Consider the following 22972-nt stretch of genomic DNA (forward strand, 5'->3'; position numbering starts at 1 on the left):
GGCTGAAGCCGCTCATTTTGCCGACGCGGGGTCACACTCCGCCTCCACCTCACAGAATTTCATCGCGCGGCGCTGCTGGGCCGCGTCCAGCTGCGGCGGCGGGCGCGCGATGGCGGACTGGATCGGGTCCGGGGCGCGAGTCAGGGTATGCAGCCCCTGGGCGGTTTTTGCGATGCCGTAGTTGATGCCCATCATCAAATAGCCGCCGCGCATGCCCACCTCCTGCAGCGAAGGGGGTTCGTGCCAGGCGCGGTTGAACGCGTTGGGTGCGGGCTGCACCGGGGATTTGAAGCGGTACAGGTCGACTGGCACGTCGTCTTCGGGCTTGAGCGCACGCACCTCGCCCAGCGTGGTGACGCGGGCGTCCGCGCTGTCGGCGGGTTCGCCGCGATCCTCCTGGGCCTGGGCCGCGTTCGCCAGCAGCAGTCCGGCGATCATTGTCGTTGTTGCCATCCCTGTGCGTAGTGCCACGTGTCGTCCTGTCAGCAGCGTCCAGCGCGCAGCATACGAAGACCGCCTTCAGATTTCGTTGCCCGTGCCCGACCGCAGCGCAGGCGCTGAATCATTCACCCGGCCTGCCGGCGATGTCTCAACCGCTGAGACGCGATTGTGCTTCCATGGCGTCCTTTGCAGACCGTTGTACCCATGGCCTACGAACTCGCCAAGCGCACCGAAGATGCCGAGCGCCGCCTCGCGACCACCGACGGGCTGCCCTCGCGCAACGGCGCGCTGCTCACCGCGCGCCTGCAGCAGCGCTACGCCGACCGCATCACCGGCAGTTTCACGATCCCGGGCCGCGAAGGCCGCTATGCGCCGATCCCGGCGGATGTGCCGGCCGCGCTGACCGCCGCGCTGAAGGCGCGGGGCATCGAGCAGCTGTACAGCCACCAGGCCGAAGCATGGGAGGCCACCCAGCGGGGTGAGCACGTGGCCATCGTCACCCCCACCGCCAGCGGCAAGTCGCTGTGCTACACCCTGCCGGTGGTCAGCGCCGCCATGCAGGGCAAGGCCAAGGCGCTGTACCTGTTCCCAACCAAGGCGTTGGCCCAGGACCAGGTGGCCGAGCTGCTGGAGCTCAACCGCGCCGGCGACCTGGGGGTCAAGGCGTTCACGTTCGACGGGGACACCCCCGGTGACGCGCGCCAGGCGATCCGCCTGCACGGCGACATCGTGGTCTCCAACCCGGACATGCTGCACCAGGCCATCCTGCCGCATCACACCAAGTGGGCGCAGTTTTTCGAGAACCTGCGCTATGTGGTGATCGATGAGGTGCACACCTACCGCGGCGTATTCGGCAGCCATGTCACCAACGTGCTGCGCCGGCTCAAGCGGATCTGCGCCTTCTACGGCGTGTCGCCGCAGTTCATCCTGTGCTCGGCCACCATCGGCAACCCGCAGGCGCATGCCGAAGCGCTGATCGAGGCACCGGTCACCGCCATCACCGAATCCGGCGCGCCGACCGGGCCCAAGCACGTGCTGCTGTGGAACCCGCCGGTGGTCAATGCCGACCTGGGCCTGCGTGCCTCGGCGCGGTCGCAGAGCAACCGCATCGCCCGCATCGCGATCAAATCCGGGCTGAAGACCCTGATCTTCGCGCAGAGCCGGTTGATGGTCGAAGTGCTCACCAAGTACCTCAAGGACATCTTCGACCACGACCCGCGCAAGCCCCCACGCATCCGCGCCTATCGCGGCGGCTACCTGCCCACCGAGCGCCGCGAGACCGAACGCGCCATGCGCGCCGGCAGCATCGACGGCATCGTCAGCACCTCGGCGCTGGAGCTGGGCGTGGATATCGGCAGCCTGGACGTGGTGGTGCTCAACGGCTATCCCGGCAGCGTGGCCGCCACCTGGCAGCGCTTTGGCCGCGCCGGCCGACGCCAGCAGCCCGCCCTTGGCGTGCTGGTGGCCAGCTCCCAGCCGCTGGACCAGTACGTGGTGCGGCACCCGGACTTCTTCGCCGAGGCCTCGCCCGAACACGCGCGCACCGCCCCGGACCAGCCGCTGATCCTGTTCGACCACATCCGCTGCGCCGCCTTCGAGCTGCCGTTCCTGGCCGGCGACCCGTTCGGGCCGATCGATCCGCTGGTGTTCCTCGAAGCGCTGGCCGAAACCGAGGTGGTGCACCGCGAAGGCGACCGCTGGGAGTGGATCGCCGACAGCTACCCGGCCAACGCGGTGAGCCTGCGTTCGGTGGCCGACGGCAACTTCGTGGTGGTGGACCGCAGCGACGGCAAGCAGCAGATCATTGCCGAGGTGGATTACTCCGCCGCCGCGCTGACCCTGTACGAAGGCGCCATCCACATGGTGCAGTCCACCCCGTACCAGGTGGAACGTCTCGACTGGGAAGGCCGCAAGGCCTACGTCACCCGCACCCACGTGGACTACTACACCGACAGCATCGACTTCACCAAGCTCAAGGTGCTGGACCGCTTCGACGGCTGCATGGCCGGCCAGGGCGATTCGCACCACGGCGAAGTGCACGTGGTGCGGCGCGTGGCCGGCTACAAGAAGATCCGCTACTACACCCACGAAAACATCGGCTATGGGCCGGTCAACCTGCCCGACCAGGAACTGCACACCACCGCGGTGTGGTGGCAGCTGCCGCAGGGGCTGCTGCTGACCGCGTTCGATTCGAAACAGGAAGCACTGGATGGCTTCCTGGGTGCGGCCTACGCGCTGCACATCGTCGCCACGGTGGCGGTGATGGCCGATGCGCGCGACCTGCAGAAGGCGGTGGGCAATGGCGACGGCGCGTGGTTTGCAGTTGCCGACCAGAGCGGTCGCGGCCAGCTGCGTGGCGCCGAGTTCGATGCCAGCGCCATCGAACTGCAGCAGCAGTTCGTGCCCACCGTGTACCTGTACGACAACTTCCCCGGCGGCGTGGGCTTGAGCGAGCCGCTGTGGCTGCGCCAGGCCGAGCTGCTGCAACGCGCGCAGGAACTGGTGCAGCGCTGCGACTGCAAGGCCGGTTGCCCGGCCTGCGTGGGCCCGGTGCTGGCCGGCCAGGAAGACGATGCCACCACGCCCAAGGCGCTGGCCTTGAAGGTACTGGCGCTGTTTGACGAACAGGCGCTGCCGGCTGCCAGCGCACGTGCGCAGCACGAGGCCGAGGTGGTGCCGTTTTGAGCCTGAGCCTGGACAAGCTGCGCCTGCTGCGGCGCCAGGCCGGTGACGCCACGCCGCGCCCGGCGGCAGCCGAGCCCGCTGCCGCGCCTGTACCCGCAGCGCCGGTGGCGGCCAACGATGCCCAGGCGCGCCGGCCCGCGCCGGATTCGGTGTTCGCCTGGGTGGAGCAGGAAATCCGCCACAAGCCGACCGGTGCGAGCGCGCCCGTGCCGGCACCACCACCGCTGCGCAGGCCCGATGTAGGTGGCCTGCACCGGCTGCTGGGGCTGCGTGATCGCGGTGCGGCGGCGGCAAGACCGCGCGCGAATGCGCAGGACCGCCAGGTGCCCGGCCATGAAATCGCACCCGGGCTGTTCCTGATCGAATCGTTCCTGGCCCAGCCCATTCCCACCCAGCCGCTGTCGCTGGCCTTCGCCAAACGCGACGGCGAACAGGTGCAGCCGCAGGACCTGATGTTCTTCGATACCGAAACCACCGGCCTGGCCGGCGGCACCGGCACCCGTGCCTTCATGATCGGCGCGGCCGACTGGCACCGCGATGCCGCGCGCGGCGACGGCCTGCGCATCCGCCAGCTGCTGATGACCACCATGGCCGCCGAGACCGCGATGCTGGCCGAGTTCGCGCGCTGGCTGCAGCCCACCACGGTGTTTTCCAGCTACAACGGCCGCTGCTACGACGCACCGCTGCTGAAGACCCGCTACCGGCTGGCCCGCCAGCGCTGTCCGATCACCCCGCTGGACCACGTGGACCTGCTGTTCCCCACCCGCCGCCGTTACCGCGGCACCTGGGAGAACTGCCGGCTGGCCACCATCGAGCGCCAGCTGCTGCAGATCGTGCGCGAAGACGACCTGCCCGGTTCTGAAGCCCCGGCCGCATGGCTGAACTACCTGCGCGGCGGCAGCGCAGTGAACCTGCGCCGGGTGGCCGAGCACAACCACCAGGACGTGGTCACCCTGTCGCTGCTGATGCTGCGGTTGGTGGCTGAAGAACAGCGCGAGCGGGAGACGCTCGCGCTGCAGGGCTGAATCCGCTTTTACAGGTGGGTTTCACCAACCCCCGCCGCCCCTGGGATGACCTGATGGCTGTCGAGATAGACGTGATAGTCGCCCGACGGCTCCACCGACGTCACAAGCTGGTCCATGCCGCTGTCGAACAGGACCTCCGTCTCTTCGGGAATGATGGACAACTCTGCGATATAGCGCCCCAGGATGCCGCGCAGGGAGAATATCCAACCGCCATCGTATGGCGGGTTGCGTGTCGTAGAGCTCGTGAATGCAAGCTCCCGGGTGACGATGCCGTCGGCGTACAGCTCTTCGATACCCTCGAATGGGGTCACCTTTCTCCTTACCGGTTCAACGAAATCATGCGGTGCCAGCTGCGCCAGTCCGCTGGCGATCGCTTCGATGATGGGTTGCATGACGATGAAGTCCGGATGCCGCATGTCGCCCTGGCGCAGCGCGCGATTGATGGGCATGTACACCGCAGCCGTGTACGCGTGGATTGCGGCCGCCTGGCGTTCGGTGACATGCGGAACATCGTGGTGACGTGACGGGACTGCGCTCAGGTGCAACGGCAGTTCGGCGCGTGCGCGCGCCGAAAGATGCCCGGGAATCTGTACCGGTGGATCGTCGTACGCTGCCTTCAGCGATGAAAACCACGTCGCCGCCTCCGCAGCGAGGCTGTCCGGCACCATCAGGTACAACGTGCTCCATTGGGCCCTGGCTGCCAGCGCGGCAGCCGCGAAGAACTGCATGCGGAATACATCTTCGGCCGTTGCATTCCCGTCCGCTGGCCAGGCAAGGAACATGGCCGTGCCTGCGCCCAGGTGACCGGCGACCCGGTGCAGGGCAACGAACGCCTCGGGGATGGCCCGCAACGTATTGTCCAGATCGCCCACGTCCGGCTCCCAGACCAGCAGGTGGCCAAAGCGGGCGTTGGACTGCGTAAGCCGTTGGGATGCCCAGCACGGCAACGAGGGACGGAAATCCCGCAGGCGGTAGTTCTCCTCCAGCGCGGCCACGGAGATGCCAAGCGTCTCCAGCTCGGCAATGAAGGGGTTCTGTGCGGGTGTGTAGTCATGCGGTGCGCTGGAAATGGCAAGGAACTGCAGGTCGAGGTCCTGCGGCAGGGTAGCGATGCTGCCACTGCACAGCGTCAGCACTCGCGGATCGGTACCCGGGTGGTCTACGTAATGGGTGTCAATGTAGTTCATGGCGTTCCCCTGAGCGTGGTGCGCAGCTGGCGGGCGCGTTCCACCATCGCGGCGAAATACCCGGTCTGGAGCAGATGCTTCAAGTGACCTTCGCTGAAGCGATCCATCCGCAGATGCGTGATCGCGGCGCGGCGGAATGCGTCCAGGTCCATGGACTGCAGTAACGCGGCGTCCTCCAGGTCACGCGCGTGAAGCGCGTAGGCGCTCATCCAGTCGTAGGGAACGACGAACCCCTTGGCATAGACTGCTGCAAGGAATTCTTCCAGTGCCGGGCTGACGTCCTGCCCGGCTTCACGTCTTCGCAGCACGCTCGTCGCGTACTCGATGAAGCAGTCCAACTGCTCACGGGTGAGGTGCGGTTCCAATGTCATGGCGTACTCCTGCAACCCAGCGGCGCGGTGCGCCGTGGTGTATGTCAGTGGTACCCCCGCAGCCGCGATCCTAGCGCCGTCGGCCGGACGGCATTCTCACGCCGCCTTCATCCCACCTTCCCGTTGACATGCGGTGCAGCCCGACGCGTGCATGCTATGCGTCCACCCGCCTTCCTGGAGTCCGCCATGCGCCTGCCCCTGCTGTTGTTGATCGGCTGCGTACTGCCTCTCACCGCGTGCAGTACACCGCCGAAAAGCACTGAAGAATCCAAGGAAGTAGTCGATCCGGTTCCGCAGGTTGCGGATGGCGGCACCGTGAAATGCAATCCAGAAGTGCTTGAGCAGTTCAATGGAAAACGCGCTGACGAAGCGCTGGTCAAGCAGGCCGTTGCCAAGAGCGGGGCCAAGCATGTCCGCGTGGTGAAACCGGGCATGGCGGTCACGATGGATTTCCGCGAAGACCGGTTGACCATCAACGTCAACGACAAGAACGAGATCGAGCGCATCGGCTGCAATTAAGCCCGCCTCCACCGTTCAACGTGTGTTGGACGGTGTGGAGCCGCGTCTAGCCACCCAGGGGGTGGCTCTGCGTTGCGTTGATCGGCTGGTTCAGCGCAGGCGCTGAGCCGTGCCGTCGGCCAGCGCTTTGTCGAACGCCTTGCGCACGTCGCGGGCGATCTGGGCCGAGGCGATGCTCTGCTGCTGCGCCAGGCCTGACTGCTGGCGGGCCAGTTCGGCCTGCTGGCGGGCGATCTCGGCGATGCGGCGGTGGTCCACCGCTGCCGCCGCGTCCGCCTTGGCGCGCTGCGCGGCGCGTTCGGCCAGCGCTGCATCGCCCTTCGTGGTACGCGCGGCATTGTTGGCCATTTCCGCTGCATCCATCGACTCCATCGCATCGCGGCTGGCGCGCATCGCCACCTCGGCAATGCGCTCGCCCAGCTCACCCTGCTGCTCGCCCAGTGCGCCCATGCGGTCGCCCAGCGCGCCCTGCTGCTCGCCCAGCCTGGCCACCTGCTGCTGGGCCTGGGACAGCGACTGCAGCAGCGCCGGATCACGCACGAGGTAACGCTCGTTGCCGACGCGCACCCACAACGCCGGGTCGCGACCCTGCACATCACGCTGCGCCTGCTTGAGGTCGGCCATCGAGGCATCGACGAAGTTGTCGCCGCCGCCCATCAGCACGAAGGCCTGGCGCGGCTGGTGCGAGAGGTCCAGACGACCGTGGGTGATGGTGGTGGTACTGGTGCTGGTGCTGCTGCTCACACTGTCCGGGTGCGGCGGCGGTGCGGGTGCGGCCGGGGGCGCCGGTGCACGCGGTGCAGTGACCGGACGTGGCACCGCCGGGGCCGCTGGCGCGGCGACGGCCGCCGGCACAGCCGGTGCGGCCGGAACCGCAGGGGCAGCAGGTGCAGCGGGCGCGGTCAGCACCGGGGGTGCTGGCGGCGGGGGCGGAACGGCAGCCACCAGCCGCATCGGCGCCACGCCGATGACCACGAACAGCGCGGTGATTGCCAGCGACGCCACGCGCGGGAAACTGCCGGTCTGTTGAAGGGTGAGCAGGCGGCGCTTGAGGCTGCGGAAGTTGGGCGAGGCACTGGCCACGCCCACCGCCGGTCGCGGCGCCACGCCCAGCTGCACCAGCAGGCGGCCGTAGTCGTGGCGGCAATGCCCGTGCCCGGCCACCACCGCGCTGTCGCACGCCTCTTCCCGAGCCAACGCGTATTCGCGCACGGCCACGTGCAGCAGCGGGTGGAAGAACAGCAGGTGTTGCGCCAGCGCAGGCAGCAGCCCGAACCACAGGTCGCGGCGCTGCAGGTGGACCAGCTCATGGGTCAGCGCCATGTCCAGGTCATCGGCGGCCATCGCCGGCAGTTCACGCGCGGGCAGCAGCAGCACCGGGTTCCACGGGCCGATCAGCTGCGGCGAACGGATCTGCGCGGACAATTTCAGCTGCGGCGCGCGGGCAAGCCCATGCGCTTCGGCGGCCAGCTGCAGCGCCTGCTGCAGGCCGGCGTCGGTGCAGGGCACCGCATTGCGTACCAGCGCGCGGCTCTGCCGGTAGGCACGCAGGCTGTGCACCACCATCAGCAACACGCCTGCCGCCCACAGCGCGAACACCACGCTCTGCCAGGACAGCGACGCAGCGGTCGGCGTGGCGGTCACGGTATCGATTGCCATCGGCGCCAGCGTCGTCGGCGCCTGCACCATCGGCTGGGCCACCAGGGTGGCGTTGTCGATGCCCGGGGCCGGCAGTACCGCCAGTTCGAGCGGGCTGCTCCAGACCAGACCCAGCACGGCCTGCAGGGCCACCAGCCACCACAGGCGGCAGCGCGTGGCGGCGGGCAGCCGCGGCAGCAGCCGGCACACGCCCCAGACCAGCGCCACCAGCAGCGCGCTCTGCACGCTGGTCCAGGCCAGGCGGGTCAGCAGTTCCATCATCAGGGTGTCCATGGCTCAGCCCTCCCGCTTGCGTGATTGCAGCTGTGCGACCAGCGCTTCAAGTTCGGCCAGTTCGCTGTCGCTGACCTCGGCCTTGTGCGACATGAAGGCGACGAAGGGCGACACCGAGCCCTGCAGCGTCTTCTCCACGAAGCTCGCCACCGCGCCCTGCACCACGCTGTCCTGTTCGCCGGTGGCGGAGTAGCGGTACACGCCCTCGACCTGCTGGCGCTGGAGATACGCCTTGCCACGCAGGCGCTCCATCATGGTCAGCACGGTAGAGCGGGCCAGGCCACGCTCCTCGCCGAAGCCGGCCGCCACTTCGCCGACGCTGGCGTCGTCCTGTTCCGCTATGTACTGCAGCAGGGCCAGTTCCTGGTCCCCGATGGTCTTGCCGCGCATGGCACACTCCGTTGACTACACGTGTAGCGACGGTGCCAGTGACTACACGTGTCGTCAAGTGCCGGACGGTCGCAGCCGACGAACGGTAATGCGGAAGCCGCCGCGTCGCATGTCGTCCCCTTCGGCCTGGCCTTTATCCCTTCGGGCCGCCCATCACCGGCAGGATCACCCCGCTGATGTAGCTGGCGGTGATCGGCGAGGCCAGGAACACATACGCCGGCGACAGTTCCTCCGGCTGTGCCGGCCGGCCCATGTCGCTGCCCTTGCCAAATTCGGCGACGTCCGGCGCCTGCTTGTCGGCCGGGTTGAGCGGGGTCCACACCGGGCCGGGGGCGACCGCGTTGACGCGGATGCCGCGCGGCAGCAGCTGGCTGGCCAGCGCCTTGGTGAATGCATGGATGGCGCCCTTGGTGGACGAATAGTCGATCAGCGCCTTGCTGCCGAACAACCCGGTTTCCGAACCGGTGTTGATGATGCAGTCGCCCTCTTCCAGGTGCGGCAGTACCGCACGCGCCATCTGGATGTAGCCGCCGATGTTGGTCTGCAGGGTTTCCTGCAGGTGTTCGTCTTCCAGGTCTTCCAGGCGTTCGCAGTGGAGCTGGAACGCGGCATTATTGACCAGGATGTCGATGCCGCCGAACGCCTTGGCTACCTGCTTGACGGCCTTGTTGCAGAACTTGGGATCGCGCACGTCACCGGCGATCACCACGCAGCGGGTGCCTTCGGCTTCCACATGCTGGCGGGTGACCTCGGCATCCTCGGCTTCGTCCAAGTGCAGCACCGCCACGTCGGCGCCTTCGCGGGCGAACAGCACGGCCACCGCGCGGCCGATGCCGGAATCGGCGCCGGTGATGATGGCGCGCTTGCCCTTGAGCTTGCCGCTGCCGACGTAATCCGGCGCCAGGAAGCGCGGGGCCAGATCCAGTTCGTGTTCGTTGCCGGGCTTGGCGATGTGCTGCGCCGGCATGGTTTCAGGCTGCTTGCGGCTGCCGGCCTGGGTGGCCTTCTTCGGGGCTTTCTTGCTGGCCTTCTTCGCCGCGGCGCGCGCGTCCTTGGCCTTTTCCTGGTCCTGCAGGCGGCGCTGGCGGGCGGCCACGCGCGCGGCGCGCGGATCGGTGGCGGCGGCTTTGCGGGTGGCGGTCTTCACCACCGGGGTGCGCGTGCGCGTTGCCTTGGGCTCGGCGGAGGTCGCGGCGGGGGTCGTACGTTTACGGGTTTTCTTGGCCGTGGCCATGGTCAACTCCTTCGTAGCATTTGCCTCGATGCGGGTGGAGGGCGAGGCAAGGGCAGTGTGGCCGCCGGGCCGGTCGCATACGGTGAATGGCATGTCGCCATGACGTGTACGGCTTCATCCGCCGCATACGCACCCAGCGGCATCGTGGGCACCAGAATCCCCGTTGGAGCCGCCCCATGTTTCGTCCCCTGCTTGCCGTTGCCGCCGTGACCCTTCTCTCCGCCTGCAGCAGCACGCCGGTGGCGCAGGTGCAGCCGATCGACGGCGTCATCTCCGGCCAGTGCCATGTCGACAAGGTGCGTGGCGCCGTGGGCCTGGCCGCGTCGGCCGCCACCATCGAGCGCGCCCGCGTGGACAGCGACAGCCTGCAGGTGAACGTGCTGCGTGGCCAGCGCACCGAAAGTGGCCCCACCGCCAGCGGCGCGGCCAACCCCAGCCCGGGCGCGGAGAGCGGTGGCGAACGCCTGACCATCGAGACCGGCCGCACCAACAACATCACCGCCATCTACTGCGGCTGATGTCCTGGCCGGGATCGCGCCCTCAGCGCGCTGTCCCGGCCTTGGCCTTCTTCACCGTGCGCCGCGCGCTGCGCAGGAACTTCAGCGTCGCCTGCTCCCATTGCCGCTCGCCGCGCAGGCCGGCCAACCGCGCCAGCGACCCGCTGCGCCAGCCGTCGAACACGCTGGGATCGATGTAGGCCTTGCGGCACACCGAGGGGGTGTTGCCCAGCAGCGTGGCCACCTCGCACACCACTTCCTTCTGCAGCGCGGCCAGCGCGCGCTCGCTGGACGTCTCCGGCAGCGCCGTTGCAGCGAAATGGCGCAGGGCGGCCACCGTGCCACCCCAGGTGCGGAAGTCCTTGGCGCTGAAATCGGTGCCCATCGCATCGCGCAGGTAGGCGTTGACCTGGCCCGAATCGACCGGCTGCAGCGCGCCGTCATCATCCCGGTACTGGAACAGGGCCTGCCCCGGCAGCTGCTGGCAGCCCTTGATCAGGCCCACCAGCCGCGTGTCGTCGATGTCCACCTCATGCTGCTGGCCCGACTTGCCACGGAAGCGCATGCGCGCACGCCCGCCCTTGACCAGTTCGAGGTGGCGGTTGCGCAGGGTGGTCAGGCCGTAGGAGCGGTTGTCGCGGGCATACTCGGGGTTACCCACGCGGACCAGGGTTTCGGCCAGCAGCGCGACCACGATCGCCAGCACCTTGTCCTGCGGGAAGCCGGGCAGCTTGAGATCGCGGCGCAGGCGGCGGCGCAGCGCCGGAAGCGCCTCGCCGAAGGCGATGACCCGGTCGAACTTGCCGTCGCCGCGCACCCGCGCCCAGTCCGGGTGGTAGCGGTACTGCTTGCGCCGGCGGGCATCGCGCCCGGTCGCCTGCAGGTGGCCGTTGGCCAGCGCGCAGATCCACACATCGGTGTATGCGGGGGGGATCGCCAGCGAGCGGATCCGGGCCAGGGTGGCAGCGTCGCGGACCGCGTGCCCGTCGGCGTCGCGGTAGCTGAAGCCCTTGCCGGCGCGGCGGCGGGCGATGCCGGGCAGCTCGTCGGTGACATAGCGCAGGCCGGCGTCGCGGGCTGCGGTGGCTTCGGGGGTGGCAAGGCGTGCGGGCATGGAAGCAGGGCGACGGAACGGGCCTGCAGTGTGGTGGGTGGCGCGACGGCGCCGCGTCAATAACGCAACACAAACACCTCACACCCGCCTTGACGATATGCTCCACGGTTTACCGCCTGGAACTCCGGAGTCTCGATGTCGTCCTTCTCCTTCCGCCGCCCGTTTGGCCCCACGATCCTGGCTGCCACCCTGGTCCCCACCCTGCTGTTGCTGGGCGCCTGCAAGGCCCCGCCGATGGACGAACAGGAAGCAGCGGGTACCCACGCGCAGAAGGCCGCCGAAGAAGTCGCTGCGGCGCCCGCCGACACCACGGCCAAGGCCACCGAGGCACCGCCGGTCGGCAACTGCGATGCCAACCAGGTGCAGAGCCTGGTCGGCCAGCCCTACAGCGATGCCATCGGTGCGCAGGCGCAGCAGGATGCCAGCGCGCGCCAGCTGCGCGTGCTCAAGCCGGACGACATGACCACCATGGAATTCGTCGGCGAGCGGCTGAACATTGAAGTCGACGAAAAGGGCGTGGTCACCGGCCTGCGCTGCGGCTGAATTGGGGGTACCGGAAGCGGGTTTTCGAGGGGTTTGGTTGCGCGTGCAACCGTGTATTGCGGCGTTGCAGCAACTGTGATCTAGTCGAAGCATCCGGTGCCTCCAGATGCGCTCAACGGATTGAGCGGGGACGAGTGTCGCCGCTCACCCGACATTGAGGCAGAGATGGCCCCCCGCAACCGCCAAGGGCTTTACGACCCACAAGACGAACGCGATGCCTGTGGTTTCGGCATGGTGGCGCAACTGGATGACCAGCCGTCACGGCTGCTGGTCGACACCGCGATTGCGGCGCTGTCGCGCATGACCCACCGCGGCGGTGTTGCCGCAGACGGTGTCACCGGTGACGGCTGCGGCCTGTTGCTGCGCCGCCCCGAAGCGTTCCTGCAGGCACTGGCCGCCGAAGCCGGCATCGTCCTCGGGAAACTGCATGCGGCCGGCGTGGTGTTCCTGCCGCACGACGATGCCGCCGCCCAGGCCTGCCGCGACACCCTCGAACAGCAACTGCGCGACGCCGGCTGCCAGCCGCTTGGCTGGCGCGTGGTGCCGACCGATCCGAGCGTGTGCGGCCAGCTGGCCCGCGATACCCTGCCCCACATCGAACAGGTATTCGTCGATGCCGGCCATGGCCAGGACGAAGCCGCCTTCACCCTGGCGCTGTTCCTGGCCCGCCGCCGCAGCGAACAGCAGCTGCGCGAACATGCCGATTATTACGTCACCACGCTCAGCCCCAACGCGATCAGCTACAAGGGCATGGTGCTGCCGGACAAGCTGAGCCGGTTCTACCCGGACCTGCAGCGCAACGACCTGGCCTCCAGCGCCATCGTCTTCCACCAGCGTTTTTCCACCAACACGCTGCCGCGCTGGCCGCTGGCGCACCCGTTCCGCATGCTCGCCCATAACGGCGAGATCAACACCATCGAAGGCAACCGGCGCTGGGCGCAGGCGCGCAGCAAGGTGTGGAAGACCCCGCGCTTCGACATCGGCGAATTCAACCCGGTGATCTCCATGCACGGCTCGGATTCGCAGAGCCTGGACAACATGCTGGAGCTGATGGTCAGCGCCGGCATGGAACTGATCCAGGCGCTGCGCATCCTGGTGCCGCCAGCGACCCAGTCACTGGAGTTCAAGGACGCCGACCTGGCTGCGTTCTACGAGTTCTACGGCCTCAACAGCGAACCGTGGGACGGCCCGGCCGGCATTGTCGCCTGCGATGGCCGCTATGCCGCCTGCACGTTGGACCGCAACGGGCTGCGCCCCGCGCGCTGGATGCTCACCTCCGACCGCCACTTCCTGGTGGCGTCCGAAGCGGGCGTGTGGGAAGTGCCGGCCGAACGCGTGGTGCGCAAGGGCAAGCTGGGTCCGGGCGAGATGATGGCCATCGACCTCAAGCGCGGCGACCTGCTGGATTCGGATGCCATCGACCGCATCAACCGTGGCCGCGCGCCGTACAAGCAATGGCTGCAGCAGGGCGTGACCTACCTGCAGACCGAACTGATCGACCCGTCGCTGGTGGAAGAACCGTTCGACGAACGCACCCTGCGCAGTTACCACAAGCTGTTCCAGCTCAGCACCGAGGAAGTGGAGCAGATCCTGCGCCCACTGGCCGAGACCGAGCAGGAAGCCACCGGCTCGATGGGCGATGACACCCCGATGGCCGTGCTCAGCCAGCAGAGCCGGCCGCTCTACGATTACTTCCGCCAGGCCTTCGCACAGGTCACCAACCCGCCGATCGATCCGTTGCGGGAAGACTGCGTGATGTCGCTCACCACCCAGCTCGGCAAGGAGACCAACATCTTCCATGCCGGCGCGGAGACGGTGAACCACGTCATCCTCAATTCGCCGGTGCTCAGCCAGCGCAAGCTGCGCCAGCTGATCAAGATGCCGCAGTACGTGGACCGCAACCGGCTCATCGACCTCTCCTACAGCCTGGACGAAGGGCTGAAGGCCGGCATCGAGCGCATCTGCGCCGAAGCCGAAGCGGCCGCGCGCGAAGGCATCGTCATGCTGCTGCTCAGCGACCGCTACCCGGTGGCCGACCGGCCGATGGTGCATGCGCTGCTGGCCACCAGTGCGGTGCACCACCACCTGTCCAACGCCGGGCTGCGCTGCGACGTCAACCTGATCCTGGAAACCGGCACCGCGCGCGACCCGCACCACATGGCCTGCCTGCTCGGCTTCGGCGCCACGGCGGTGTACCCGTACCTGGCCTACCAGACCCTGTTCGACCTGGGCCGGCGCGGCATCCTGCAGCTGAAGAAGGGCGGCGAGCAGTCGCAGATCGGTCGCAGCTATCGCAAGGGCATCTACAAGGGCCTGTCCAAGATCATCTCCAAGATGGGCATCTGTACTGTGGCCAGTTACCGCGGCGCGCAGCTGTTCGAGATCGTCGGCCTGGACGACGAAGTGGTCGACCTGTGCTTCCCGGAAACGCCCTCGCGCGTGGCCGGCGTGGGCTTCGCGCGGCTGGACGACGAGGCGCGCGAGCTTACCGTGCGCGCCTGGAACGACCTGCTGCGCCCGGAGGTGGGCGGCGTGCTCAAGTACGTGCACGGTGGCGAATACCACATGTACAACCCCGACGTGGTCATGACCCTGCAGCGCGCCGCGCGCAGCGGGGATGCCGCCGACTGGCAGCGCTACTGCGAGGCGGTGCATGGCCGGCCGGTGTCGGCGCTGCGCGACCTGCTGCAGCTCAAGGCCGCCCCCACGCCGACCCCGCTGGACGAGGTGGCGCCGGCCGAAGACCTGTTCCGCCGCTTCGACACCGCCGCGATCAGCCTGGGTGCGTTGTCGCCCGAAGCGCATGAAGCGCTGGCCATCGCCATGAACCGGCTGGGTGGGCGCAGCAACTCCGGCGAAGGCGGCGAAGACCCGGTGCGCTATGGCACCAACAAGCGCAGCAAGATCAAGCAGGTGGCCTCGGGCCGCTTCGGCGTCACCGCCGAATACCTGGTGAATGCCGAAGTACTGCAGATCAAGGTGGCCCAGGGCGCCAAGCCCGGCGAAGGCGGGCAGCTGCCCGGGCACAAGGTCAACGAACTGATCGCGCGGCTGCGTTATGCCAAGCCGGGCATTGGCCTGATCTCGCCGCCGCCGCACCACGACATCTATTCGATCGAAGACCTGGCCCAGCTCATCTACGACCTCAAGCAGGTCAATCCCGATGCACTGGTGTCGGTGAAGCTGGTCTCGCATGCCGGCGTGGGCACCATCGCCGCCGGCGTGGTGAAGGCCGGTGCGGACCTGATCACCGTGTCCGGCCATGATGGCGGCACCGGTGCCAGCCCGGTCAGCTCGATCCGCTACGCCGGCGTGCCGTGGGAACTGGGCGTGGCCGAATCGCACCAGGCGCTGGTGGCCAATGACCTGCGCGGGCGCACCCTGCTGCAGACCGATGGCGGCCTGAAGACCGGGCTGGACGTGATCAAGGCCGCGCTGCTGGGCGCGGACAGCTTCGGCTTCGGCACCGCGCCGATGATCGTGCTGGGCTGCAAGTACCTGCGCATCTGCCACCTCAACAACTGCGCCACCGGCGTGGCCACCCAGGATGAGCGCCTGCGCGCGCAGTACTTCACCGGCCTGCCCGAGCGCGTGGAGAACTTCTTCCGGCTGCTGGCCGAGGAAGTGCGCGGCTGGCTGTCCTACCTGGGCGTGCGCTCGCTGGACGAGATCGTGGGCCGCACCGACCTGCTGCAGCAGCTGGACGTCGCCCCGCGCCCGGGCGTCAAGGTGGACCTGTCGCGCCTGCTCAACCCGGCCCAGTACGGCGGCAGCCACTGCGCCGCGCAGCGCCTGTACGAATCGCCGGACAGCCTGGCCACGCAGATGGATGGCCTGCTGGCCCCGGCCATTGCCGGCAAGCTGGGCGGCGAACACCGCTTCCTGATCCACAACACCGACCGCTCCATCGGCACCCGGCTGTCGGGCGCCATCGCGCGCGCGCATGGCAACCAGGGCATGAGCGATGCGCCGCTGACCCTGCGCTTCCGTGGCACCGCCGGGCAGAGCTTCGGCGCGTTCAACGTGGGCGGCCTGCAGCTGGAAGTGGAAGGCGAAGCCAACGATTACGTGGGCAAGGGCATGGCCGGTGGCCGCCTGGTGGTACGCCCGCCGCGCGGCGCACGCTTCGAAGCGCGCAACACCGCCATCATCGGCAACACCTGCCTGTACGGCGCCACTGGCGGTGAGCTGTTCGCCGCCGGCCGCGCGGGCGAACGCTTCGGCGTGCGCAACTCCGGCGCGCTGGCGGTCATCGAAGGCGCCGGCGACCACTGCTGCGAGTACATGACCGACGGCATCGTACTGGTGCTGGGCAAGGTGGGCCTGAACTTCGGTGCCGGCTTCACCGGCGGCCTGGCCTACGTGCTGGATATCGACCGCGACTTCGTGGACCGCTACAACCACGAACTGATCGACATCCACCGCATTTCGGCCGAAGGCTTCGAGAACCACCGCCAGCACCTGCACACGCTGATCAGCCGCCACCGCGAGCTCACCGGCAGCATCTGGGCCCAGCAGATCCTGGACGAGTTCCGCGATTACGTGGGCAAGTTCTGGCTGGTCAAACCCAAGGCCGCCAGCATTGAATCGCTGACCGAATCGCTGCGCCGCGCCGCCTGATTTCCTGGATTCCCCTATGAGCCGCAAGCACGCCTTCCAGTTTCTCGACCTGCCCCGGACCATGCCACAGCGCATTCCGGTGGAGCTGCGCACCTCCGGCGACTGGGGTGAGCTGTACGGAAAATTCGGCAAGGAAGATGCCCAGTACCAGGCCGGTCGCTGCCTGGACTGCGGCAACCCCTACTGCAGCTGGAAGTGCCCGGTGCACAACGCCATTCCGCAGTGGCTGCAGCTGGTGCAGGAAAACCGCATCCACGAAGCCGCCACGCTGTGCCATTCCACCAACCCGCTGCCGGAAGTGTGCGGCCGGGTGTGCCCGCAGGACCGCCTGTGCGAAGGCAGCTGCACGCTGGAGGAATTCGGCGCGGTCACCATCGGCGCGGTGGAGAAGTACATCGTGGATACCGCACTGGCCACCGGCTGGCGGCCGGACATGGCGGCGGTGGAAAGCACCGGCAAGCGCGTGGCGGTGATCGGCGCCGGCCCGGCCGGCCTGGCCTGTGCCGACCGCCTGGCGCATGCCGGCGTGCAGGCGGTGGTGTACGACCGCTACGAGCAGATCGGGGGACTGCTGCAGTTCGGCATTCCCAGCTTCAAGCTGGACAAGTCGGTGATCAGCCGCCGCCGCAACGTGCTGGAAGGCATGGGCGTGCAGTTCCGGCTGGGCGTGGAGATCGGCCGCGACGTGACCCTGGAAACGCTGCTGGCCGACTACGACGCGGTGTTCGTCGGCACCGGTGCCTACCGCTACACCGATGGCGGGCTGCCCGGACAGGACCTGAAGAACGTGCTGCCGGCGCTGCCGTTCCTGGTGCAGAACAGCCGCATCGTCAGCGGCAGCGATGCCCACGGCCGGCCGATTGCCGGCTGGGAAGACACGCTTGCCCTGCCCGACCTGGAGGGCAAGCGCGTGGTGGTGCTGGGTGGCGGCGATACCGGCATGGACTGCGTGCGCAGCGCGGTGCGCCTGGGCGCGGCCCGGGTCACCTGCGCGTACCGCCGCGACGAGGCCAGCATGCCGGGCTCGGCCCGCGAAGTGGCCAACGCCCGCGAAGAAGGCGTGCGCTTCCTGTTCAACCGCCAGCCGCTGTCGATCGAGGCCGGTGCCGATGACGAGGCGATCGGCGTGACCGTGGTGGAAACCCACCTGGGCGAGCCCGATGCACAGGGCCGGCGCAATGCGGTGCCGATCGAGGGCAGCGAATCGCTGCTGGAAGCGGACGTGGTGATCATCGCGTTCGGCTTCTCGCCGACCGCGCCGGCATGGCTGACCGCGCAGGGCGTGGAGGCGGGCAACAACGGCCGCATCCTGGCCGGCGGCCAGGGCCGGCTGCCGTTCCAGACCGCCCACCCGCGCCTGTTCGCCGGTGGCGACGCGGTGCGCGGTGCGGACCTGGTGGTGACCGCCGTGGCCGAAGGCCGCGATGCGGCGGCGGCAATCGTGGCGCTGATCACCGCCTGACAGCGGTCACCGGGCACGCTGGCGCCGGCCGTTGGCCGGCCCACGCGGTGCTGGATTCAAGCGGCGGCCCGTACCCCGGCGCGCTCGATTTCCAAGGCCAACAACAGCTGGATCTCATCCAGCTGGTCGCGGATGCGGGCATTGCCCGCGTCGTCGGCGTGGTCGCATTCGATATGCGCATCCAGCATGCGCGCCAGCCCGACCAGCAGGACGTCGGCATCGCCGTGGGCCGCATGGCGCAGCAGGCGACCCAGCGCGCGGATACGGGCGCCACGGTCGTGGGCCAGCGTCTGCACCGACGGCGCGTTGCGGGGAGCGGAGAGAGGCATGGGGGCTTGTCCTGATTGACCGGCTGATGGCGGCCAATGTCGGTTATGGCCCCGGTATGCGGCTATGCAACTTTTACGAATTGTCGTGAAGGGCTGGTAATGTCGCGGATGCCCCACTCTCCCGGATGATTCCCATGCGCATCGGCCTGGCCGCCAATCGGCTGCACCACCACGACAAGCACGCTGCACTGTTCCGCTGGCTGCGCGCCAGCGACACCGGGCTGCGCGAGCTGGGCGTGGAGCTGCATGCGGTCGGCCGCACCTATGACGCCATCCAGCGGCTGGGCTTCCTGCCCGATTTCGCCACCCTGCGCCGCTACCCGAACGGCCGCGAGGGCGGCCTGATGAAGCTGGTCGCCGAGGTGGTGGGCATGGGCACGCCCGAGCGCACCCTCGACGGCGCGATCTACCTGATGGACCCGGTCGACCCGTCCTCGGTGTTCCCCGAAGCCACCGCACTCAAGCGCCAGTGCGTGATCCACGGCAAGCCCTTCATCTCCACCGTGGCCACCGCGCGCGACTGGATCGAGGTGGAACGCGTGCACGCCGGCCTGGCCGCCGATCCCGGCGCCGAGGACCTGCATGCATTTGAGCAGCACACGCTGGCGCTGATCGCGCACGATGCGATGAAGCCGGCCATGCTGGCCTTCGCCGACGAGCACTTCGCGCTGCTCTCGCGCTTCCGCAGCCGCGTGGGCACCGGTACCACCGGCCAGCGCCTGAATGAACTGGCCTGGAGCCGGGGCTGGGCCAGGGACCAGGAGTGGGTGACCCGCTACCAGAGCGGCCCGATGGGCGGCGACGCGCAGATCGCCGACCAGGTGCTGGAAGGCCGCTGCCAGCGCGCGATCTTCTTCGAAGACCCGCACGTGGCGCGCCAGCACGAAGCCGATATCCAGCTGCTGGAGCGCGCGGTCACCACCGTGACCGATCAGGCGGTGTGCATCACCGCCCCGCGCGTGGCCGCACGCTGGGCGCAGGCGGCCACGCTGCGCGCACGCGCATCGCCCTGATCACGGAGTGGGTATGCATCGCTGGCCACGGCGAAATCATGCGCGCCCTGCCCCCGTCGCCACTCACTGTCGCCACTGCGGCCGCCGGCACTGAGGATGTAGCTGCCGTGCCAGTGGTCATCGCTTTCACGGCGGTCCATCCCGTGGGTGGCGATGCTGCCCTGGCGCCGTGCGCTTTCGCGGAACAGCAGGCGGAAGCGCTTGCGATGGAACACGCTGCCGTACAGCCCACCACTGACTTCCACCCGTGGCCGTTCGCGGCCGGGCAGCAACCGTAACGGTCCGTTTCCAACGCGGCACTGCACGCACTCGGCCACGCCTTCCACGCGCACCCCGTTCTGCGACAGCATCACCAGGTACACGGCCTCGGCGTGGCGTTCAGGTCCCTGGCCGTAACGGGTCAGCGTCCACACCCCGGACACATCCGGTACGCGCGCACGCAGCATCGCCGCCGTGCCCAGCACGGCGGCAGCCAGCACATTGGTGAGCACATCGAAGGCAACCGCGGCCATCGTCGACATGGGCATTCCGGGTGGCGGCAGAAGCCGCCAGATTCGCGCGCCTCACGCAGCGATCCCATGCAACAAGGTCGAAAGCAGCCACGCAGAAAGCGTATTCAAAGCAGCTGCCGCAGCATCGCCTTGAGCCGCCGCCCTTCCAGTTGGAAGTAGTCCCGTTCCTCACGCCACGCCGGGAAGCGCTGTTCCACTTCGTCCCAGAACGCAGGCGAATGATTGGCCTGGATCAGATGGCAGAGCTCATGCACCAGCACGTACTCGAACGCCGACGGCCGCCCCAGCACCAGCGCCAGGTCCAACGCCATGCTGCCGTCGGGGGCCAGCGAGCCCCATTGCGAGGACATCACCTTCAGCCGCAGGCGCGCTGGTGCGCGCGGCAGGCTGGGCAGGTAGCGCGGCAGCCACTGGCCGACATCGGCGCGGGTCTGCGCTTCGTAGAACTCGCGCAGCGCGCGCTTCACCGTGGCATCGGTACCGCGGGCCGGCAGGTGCATGCACACGCCGGTGCCGTCCAGCTCCAGGTGCGCGTAGCGCCCGGTATCCCACCGCAATGGCAGCAGTTCGCCACGCAGCGGCAGCACGCCGGGTTCGCCGATCACCAGCGGCGGGGGCAGGTTCTGCGCCTGGTAACTGCGCAGCTGCGTGGACAACCAACCGCGGTGCTGTTCGAGGAAACGTTCGCCCATCACCAGGCTGGCGCGCGGCGGCAGGGTCAGCCGCACGCCACGCTCATCCACGCTGAGCTTGATCCGGCGCGCACGCGGATCGCGCACGCGCAGCACGTCGATCTCGGCATCCTCCAGGCGCAGGCGCACGGTGTCGCGCTGCAGGGTGGGGGCAACGGCCGGGGAGATCAGGCGGCGGAGGAATCCGGGCATGGGTACAGCATAACGCCCGTGGTGCGCGGGATATGACTGCGGGGTGTAAAGGGGCGGGGCAGGACCCCGCCCGGTGCCTCAGTCGGCTTTGCTCAGCTTGAAGGCCTCTTCCAGCAGCAGGAACAGGCGGCGCACTTCGCCGCTCTGCAGGGCGAAACGGGCATCCAGCTCGGCGCGGCGGCCGTCTTCGTCGGCGTGCTCGAGCTGGTCCAGGGCGCCGTCCAGGAACTTCAGCTTGCGCACGATCAGGTCGTCGCCCAGCACGAAGGACAGGTTGTCCTCGAACACCAGGGCCAGCTTGGTCACCTGCTTGCCGGCGTCCAGGTGCTTGTCGATCTCATCGCAGCGCAGTTCCTGGTGCTGGCACTTGACCACCGCGCCGCCCTCGGCCGGGTCCTTCATCTCGCACTCTTCGCCCAGGCTCAGCCCGGTGGGGAGCGGCTCACCGGCGATCCAGCCGGTCAGGATCGAGCGCGGCGCCACTTCAGCGTTCAGCGGCATGGCCGGGAAGCTGCCGAGCAGGCCACGGATGTCGGACATCATGTTCTCGCCCTTCTTGCTGCTCGAGCAGTCCACCGCCACGTAGCCGTGGGTCAGGTCGATCAGCGCGTCAGTACGCGAGCTCTTCACGAAGGCACGCGGCATCAGCTCATGCAGCAGGTCGTCCTTCAGGCGCTTGCGCTCGCGCCCGCCGGGCTTGCGCCCCTCCTTCTCTTCGATCTCTTCCAGCTTGCGGGCCAGCAGGTCGTTGACCACCGCGCCCGGCAGGATCTTGTCCTCACCGCCCACGGTCAGCCACAGCGCGTCACCGACGCGGTGCGAGAACACGGCCTTTTCCTCACGACCGAACGGGGAAATGAAACCGCGTGAACTCATTTCAAGCGGGCCGACCGGCTTGAGCAGCACCTGCGGCAGCAGGGTATCGACTTCAGAGAAATCAGTGGCGGTCGGGAAGCGGAACAGGGTCAGGTTGCGAAAGAACATGGAAATCCGGATAGGAAGGCGTGAAAGGGAACGTCAGGGGGTGCCGTCGGTCCAGGCCGACGGCGGGCTGGGCGCGACCGCGGTGCGGCCCAGCGCCATGAAATCGAACAGGGCCGGGTCGGCCAGCTGCGACGGGTGGATGTTGCCCAGCGCACGCGCGATCTGGTCGATCCGCCCGGGGTGTTGATCCTCCCACTGCTGCAGCATCTGCGCCACCTGGCGGCGCTGCAGGTTGTCCTGGCTGCCGCACAGCGTGCACGGAATGATCGGGAAGCCGCGCGCCTGCGCATGCTGTGCGATGTCGCGCTCGCTGACATAGGCCAGCGGGCGGATCACCACGTGCTGGCCATCGTCGCTGCGCAGCTTGGGCGGCATCGCGGAGAGCTTGGCGTGGTAGAACAGGTTGAGGAAGAACGTGGCCACGCTGTCGTCGCGGTGGTGGCCGAGTGCGATCTTGCTGAAGCCATTTTCCGCCGCATGCCGGTACAGGGCGCCGCGACGCAGCCGCGAGCACAGCGAGCACATCGTGCGGCCTTCGGGAATGACCCGGCTCACCACCGAATAGGTGTCCTGTTCGATGATCTGGTAAGCCACGCCGATCGAGGCCAGGTACTCCGGCAGCACGTGTCCGGGGAAGCCCGGCTGTTTCTGGTCCAGGTTCACCGCCACCAGTTCGAAGGCCACCGGGGCCTTTTTCTGCAGCTGCAGCAGCACGTCCAGCAGGGTGTAGCTGTCCTTGCCGCCGGACAGGCAGACCATGATGCGGTCGCCGTCCTCGATCATGCCGAAGTCGGCGATCGCCTGGCCCACCTGGCGGCGAAGCCTGCGCGCCAGTTTGTCCTGCGCGGCCGCGTCCGTGCGCGGGGCGCGGGGGAGCGGATCGGGCAGGGGCAGCACGGCAGGCATCCGGTCATTCTACCGGCTCGCACTGGTTGCCATCGGTGTGGGGAAGTGACTGCGTTCACTCCCGGGCGTCATGCCGGATGTGTATGCTCGACGACTGTGGATACCCTGACGCCCGAACAGATCACCGACCTGCTTGCCAACCTCCGGCAGGAGCATCGTGACCTGGATGACAAGATCCAGCGCATGGCCGCCAATGGCGAGGATGAGCTGGAGTTCAAGCGCCTGAAGCGCCGCAAGCTCCAGCTCAAGGACCGCATTGCGAAGCTGGAAGACATGTTGATTCCGGACGAGCCGGCGTAAGGCATGCCGGCCAACGGCCGGCGC

General features: G+C 68.2%; 20 protein-coding genes and 1 pseudogene. 9 read left to right on the plus strand and 12 right to left on the minus strand.

Translation table 11 applies throughout. The features are described 5' to 3' along the window. Window positions 1–12 precede the first annotated feature (12 nt). On the minus strand, window positions 13–438 hold the full coding sequence (locus tag V9K91_RS15495) for a hypothetical protein (RefSeq protein ID WP_249833424.1): 426 nt from the start codon (window positions 436–438) through the stop codon (window positions 13–15). A gap of 207 nt (window positions 439–645) precedes the next feature. On the opposite strand from V9K91_RS15495, the gene V9K91_RS15500 reads away from it, so the two are divergent. Next, window positions 646–3126 (plus strand): DEAD/DEAH box helicase, encoded by a 2481-nt coding sequence (locus tag V9K91_RS15500; RefSeq protein ID WP_093535319.1) that lies wholly within the window; start codon window positions 646–648, stop codon window positions 3124–3126. Continuing rightward, window positions 3123–4151 (plus strand): ribonuclease H-like domain-containing protein, encoded by a 1029-nt coding sequence (locus V9K91_RS15505; RefSeq protein WP_336443619.1) that lies wholly within the window; start codon window positions 3123–3125, stop codon window positions 4149–4151. The genes V9K91_RS15500 and V9K91_RS15505 overlap by 4 nt, the downstream gene beginning before the upstream one ends. Before the next feature lie 8 nt (window positions 4152–4159). Here the strand turns inward: V9K91_RS15505 and V9K91_RS15510 are convergent, their stop codons facing one another. Both V9K91_RS15510 and V9K91_RS15515 read right to left on the minus strand, forming a co-directional pair. Beyond that, entirely contained in the window at window positions 4160–5338 is a 1179-nt protein-coding gene (locus V9K91_RS15510) for an ADP-ribosyltransferase domain-containing protein (RefSeq protein ID WP_093535323.1), read from the minus strand. Further along, window positions 5335–5709, minus strand: coding sequence for a DUF6508 domain-containing protein (locus V9K91_RS15515; protein WP_141236169.1), 375 nt, complete (start codon window positions 5707–5709; stop codon window positions 5335–5337). The genes V9K91_RS15510 and V9K91_RS15515 overlap by 4 nt, the downstream gene beginning before the upstream one ends. Before the next feature lie 186 nt (window positions 5710–5895). Between V9K91_RS15515 and V9K91_RS15520 the strand changes: the two genes are divergently transcribed. Then, a complete protein-coding gene (locus V9K91_RS15520) occupies window positions 5896–6228 on the plus strand; it encodes an I78 family peptidase inhibitor (RefSeq protein WP_093535563.1) in 333 nt (110 codons plus the stop codon). 90 nt (window positions 6229–6318) lie between these two features. Here the strand turns inward: V9K91_RS15520 and V9K91_RS15525 are convergent, their stop codons facing one another. The 3 genes from V9K91_RS15525 to V9K91_RS15535 all read right to left on the minus strand — a co-directional run bounded on the left by V9K91_RS15525 (window position 6319) and on the right by V9K91_RS15535 (window position 9784). Beyond that, on the minus strand, window positions 6319–8160 hold the full coding sequence (locus V9K91_RS15525) for a M56 family metallopeptidase (RefSeq protein ID WP_306990241.1): 1842 nt from the start codon (window positions 8158–8160) through the stop codon (window positions 6319–6321). A 3-nt stretch (window positions 8161–8163) separates the two neighbouring features. Continuing rightward, window positions 8164–8550 (minus strand): BlaI/MecI/CopY family transcriptional regulator, encoded by a 387-nt coding sequence (locus V9K91_RS15530; protein ID WP_093535329.1) that lies wholly within the window; start codon window positions 8548–8550, stop codon window positions 8164–8166. A gap of 133 nt (window positions 8551–8683) precedes the next feature. After that, on the minus strand, window positions 8684–9784 hold the full coding sequence (locus V9K91_RS15535) for an SDR family oxidoreductase (protein WP_306990243.1): 1101 nt from the start codon (window positions 9782–9784) through the stop codon (window positions 8684–8686). 176 nt (window positions 9785–9960) lie between these two features. Between V9K91_RS15535 and V9K91_RS15540 the strand changes: the two genes are divergently transcribed. Then, window positions 9961–10302 carry a hypothetical protein gene (locus tag V9K91_RS15540; RefSeq protein ID WP_093535333.1) on the plus strand — a complete coding sequence of 114 codons (342 nt, stop codon included), beginning with the start codon at window positions 9961–9963 and terminating at the stop codon, window positions 10300–10302. Between the two features lie 22 nt (window positions 10303–10324). Here V9K91_RS15540 and V9K91_RS15545 read toward each other — a convergent pair. Continuing rightward, a pseudogene (locus V9K91_RS15545) lies at window positions 10325–11359 on the minus strand (DNA topoisomerase IB); the annotation flags it as partial. A gap of 171 nt (window positions 11360–11530) precedes the next feature. Here V9K91_RS15545 and V9K91_RS15550 point away from each other — a divergent pair. The 3 genes from V9K91_RS15550 (at window position 11531) to V9K91_RS15560 (ending at window position 18020) form a co-directional block, all read left to right on the plus strand. Then, complete coding sequence (locus tag V9K91_RS15550; protein WP_306990247.1) at window positions 11531–11938, plus strand: I78 family peptidase inhibitor; 408 nt, start codon at window positions 11531–11533, stop codon at window positions 11936–11938. Window positions 11939–12103: 165 nt separating this feature from the next. Then, on the plus strand, window positions 12104–16558 hold the full coding sequence (gene gltB / locus V9K91_RS15555; protein ID WP_217537848.1) for a glutamate synthase large subunit: 4455 nt from the start codon (window positions 12104–12106) through the stop codon (window positions 16556–16558). 16 nt (window positions 16559–16574) lie between these two features. Further along, window positions 16575–18020 carry an FAD-dependent oxidoreductase gene (locus tag V9K91_RS15560; RefSeq protein ID WP_095362440.1) on the plus strand — a complete coding sequence of 482 codons (1446 nt, stop codon included), beginning with the start codon at window positions 16575–16577 and terminating at the stop codon, window positions 18018–18020. 56 nt (window positions 18021–18076) lie between these two features. On the opposite strand, the gene V9K91_RS15565 is transcribed toward V9K91_RS15560, so the two are convergent. Next, window positions 18077–18349: a hypothetical protein gene (locus tag V9K91_RS15565; RefSeq protein WP_095362439.1), complete on the minus strand. Its 273-nt coding sequence runs from the start codon at window positions 18347–18349 to the stop codon at window positions 18077–18079. Window positions 18350–18483: 134 nt separating this feature from the next. Here V9K91_RS15565 and V9K91_RS15570 point away from each other — a divergent pair, with 134 nt between their 5' ends. Beyond that, on the plus strand, window positions 18484–19362 hold the full coding sequence (locus V9K91_RS15570) for a methylglyoxal synthase (RefSeq protein ID WP_095362634.1): 879 nt from the start codon (window positions 18484–18486) through the stop codon (window positions 19360–19362). Here the strand turns inward: V9K91_RS15570 and V9K91_RS15575 are convergent. The 4 genes from V9K91_RS15575 to ttcA form a co-directional block, all read right to left on the minus strand. Next, window positions 19281–19883: a hypothetical protein gene (locus V9K91_RS15575; protein WP_095362438.1), complete on the minus strand. Its 603-nt coding sequence runs from the start codon at window positions 19881–19883 to the stop codon at window positions 19281–19283. The genes V9K91_RS15570 and V9K91_RS15575 overlap by 82 nt on opposite strands. 95 nt (window positions 19884–19978) lie before the next feature. Next, window positions 19979–20758, minus strand: coding sequence for a SprT family zinc-dependent metalloprotease (locus tag V9K91_RS15580; protein ID WP_068848160.1), 780 nt, complete (start codon window positions 20756–20758; stop codon window positions 19979–19981). Between the two features lie 78 nt (window positions 20759–20836). Beyond that, window positions 20837–21742: a recombination-associated protein RdgC gene (locus tag V9K91_RS15585; protein ID WP_068848158.1), complete on the minus strand. Its 906-nt coding sequence runs from the start codon at window positions 21740–21742 to the stop codon at window positions 20837–20839. A 33-nt stretch (window positions 21743–21775) separates the two neighbouring features. After that, complete coding sequence (ttcA, locus tag V9K91_RS15590; protein WP_095362437.1) at window positions 21776–22648, minus strand: tRNA 2-thiocytidine(32) synthetase TtcA; 873 nt, start codon at window positions 22646–22648, stop codon at window positions 21776–21778. 96 nt (window positions 22649–22744) lie between these two features. Here ttcA and V9K91_RS15595 point away from each other — a divergent pair, with 96 nt between their 5' ends. After that, on the plus strand, window positions 22745–22948 hold the full coding sequence (locus tag V9K91_RS15595; RefSeq protein ID WP_068848155.1) for a DUF465 domain-containing protein: 204 nt from the start codon (window positions 22745–22747) through the stop codon (window positions 22946–22948). Window positions 22949–22972: the final 24 nt, after the last annotated feature.

Source organism: Stenotrophomonas sp. CCNWLW57, assembly GCF_037203925.1.
Classification (GTDB): domain Bacteria; phylum Pseudomonadota; class Gammaproteobacteria; order Xanthomonadales; family Xanthomonadaceae; genus Stenotrophomonas; species Stenotrophomonas rhizophila_A.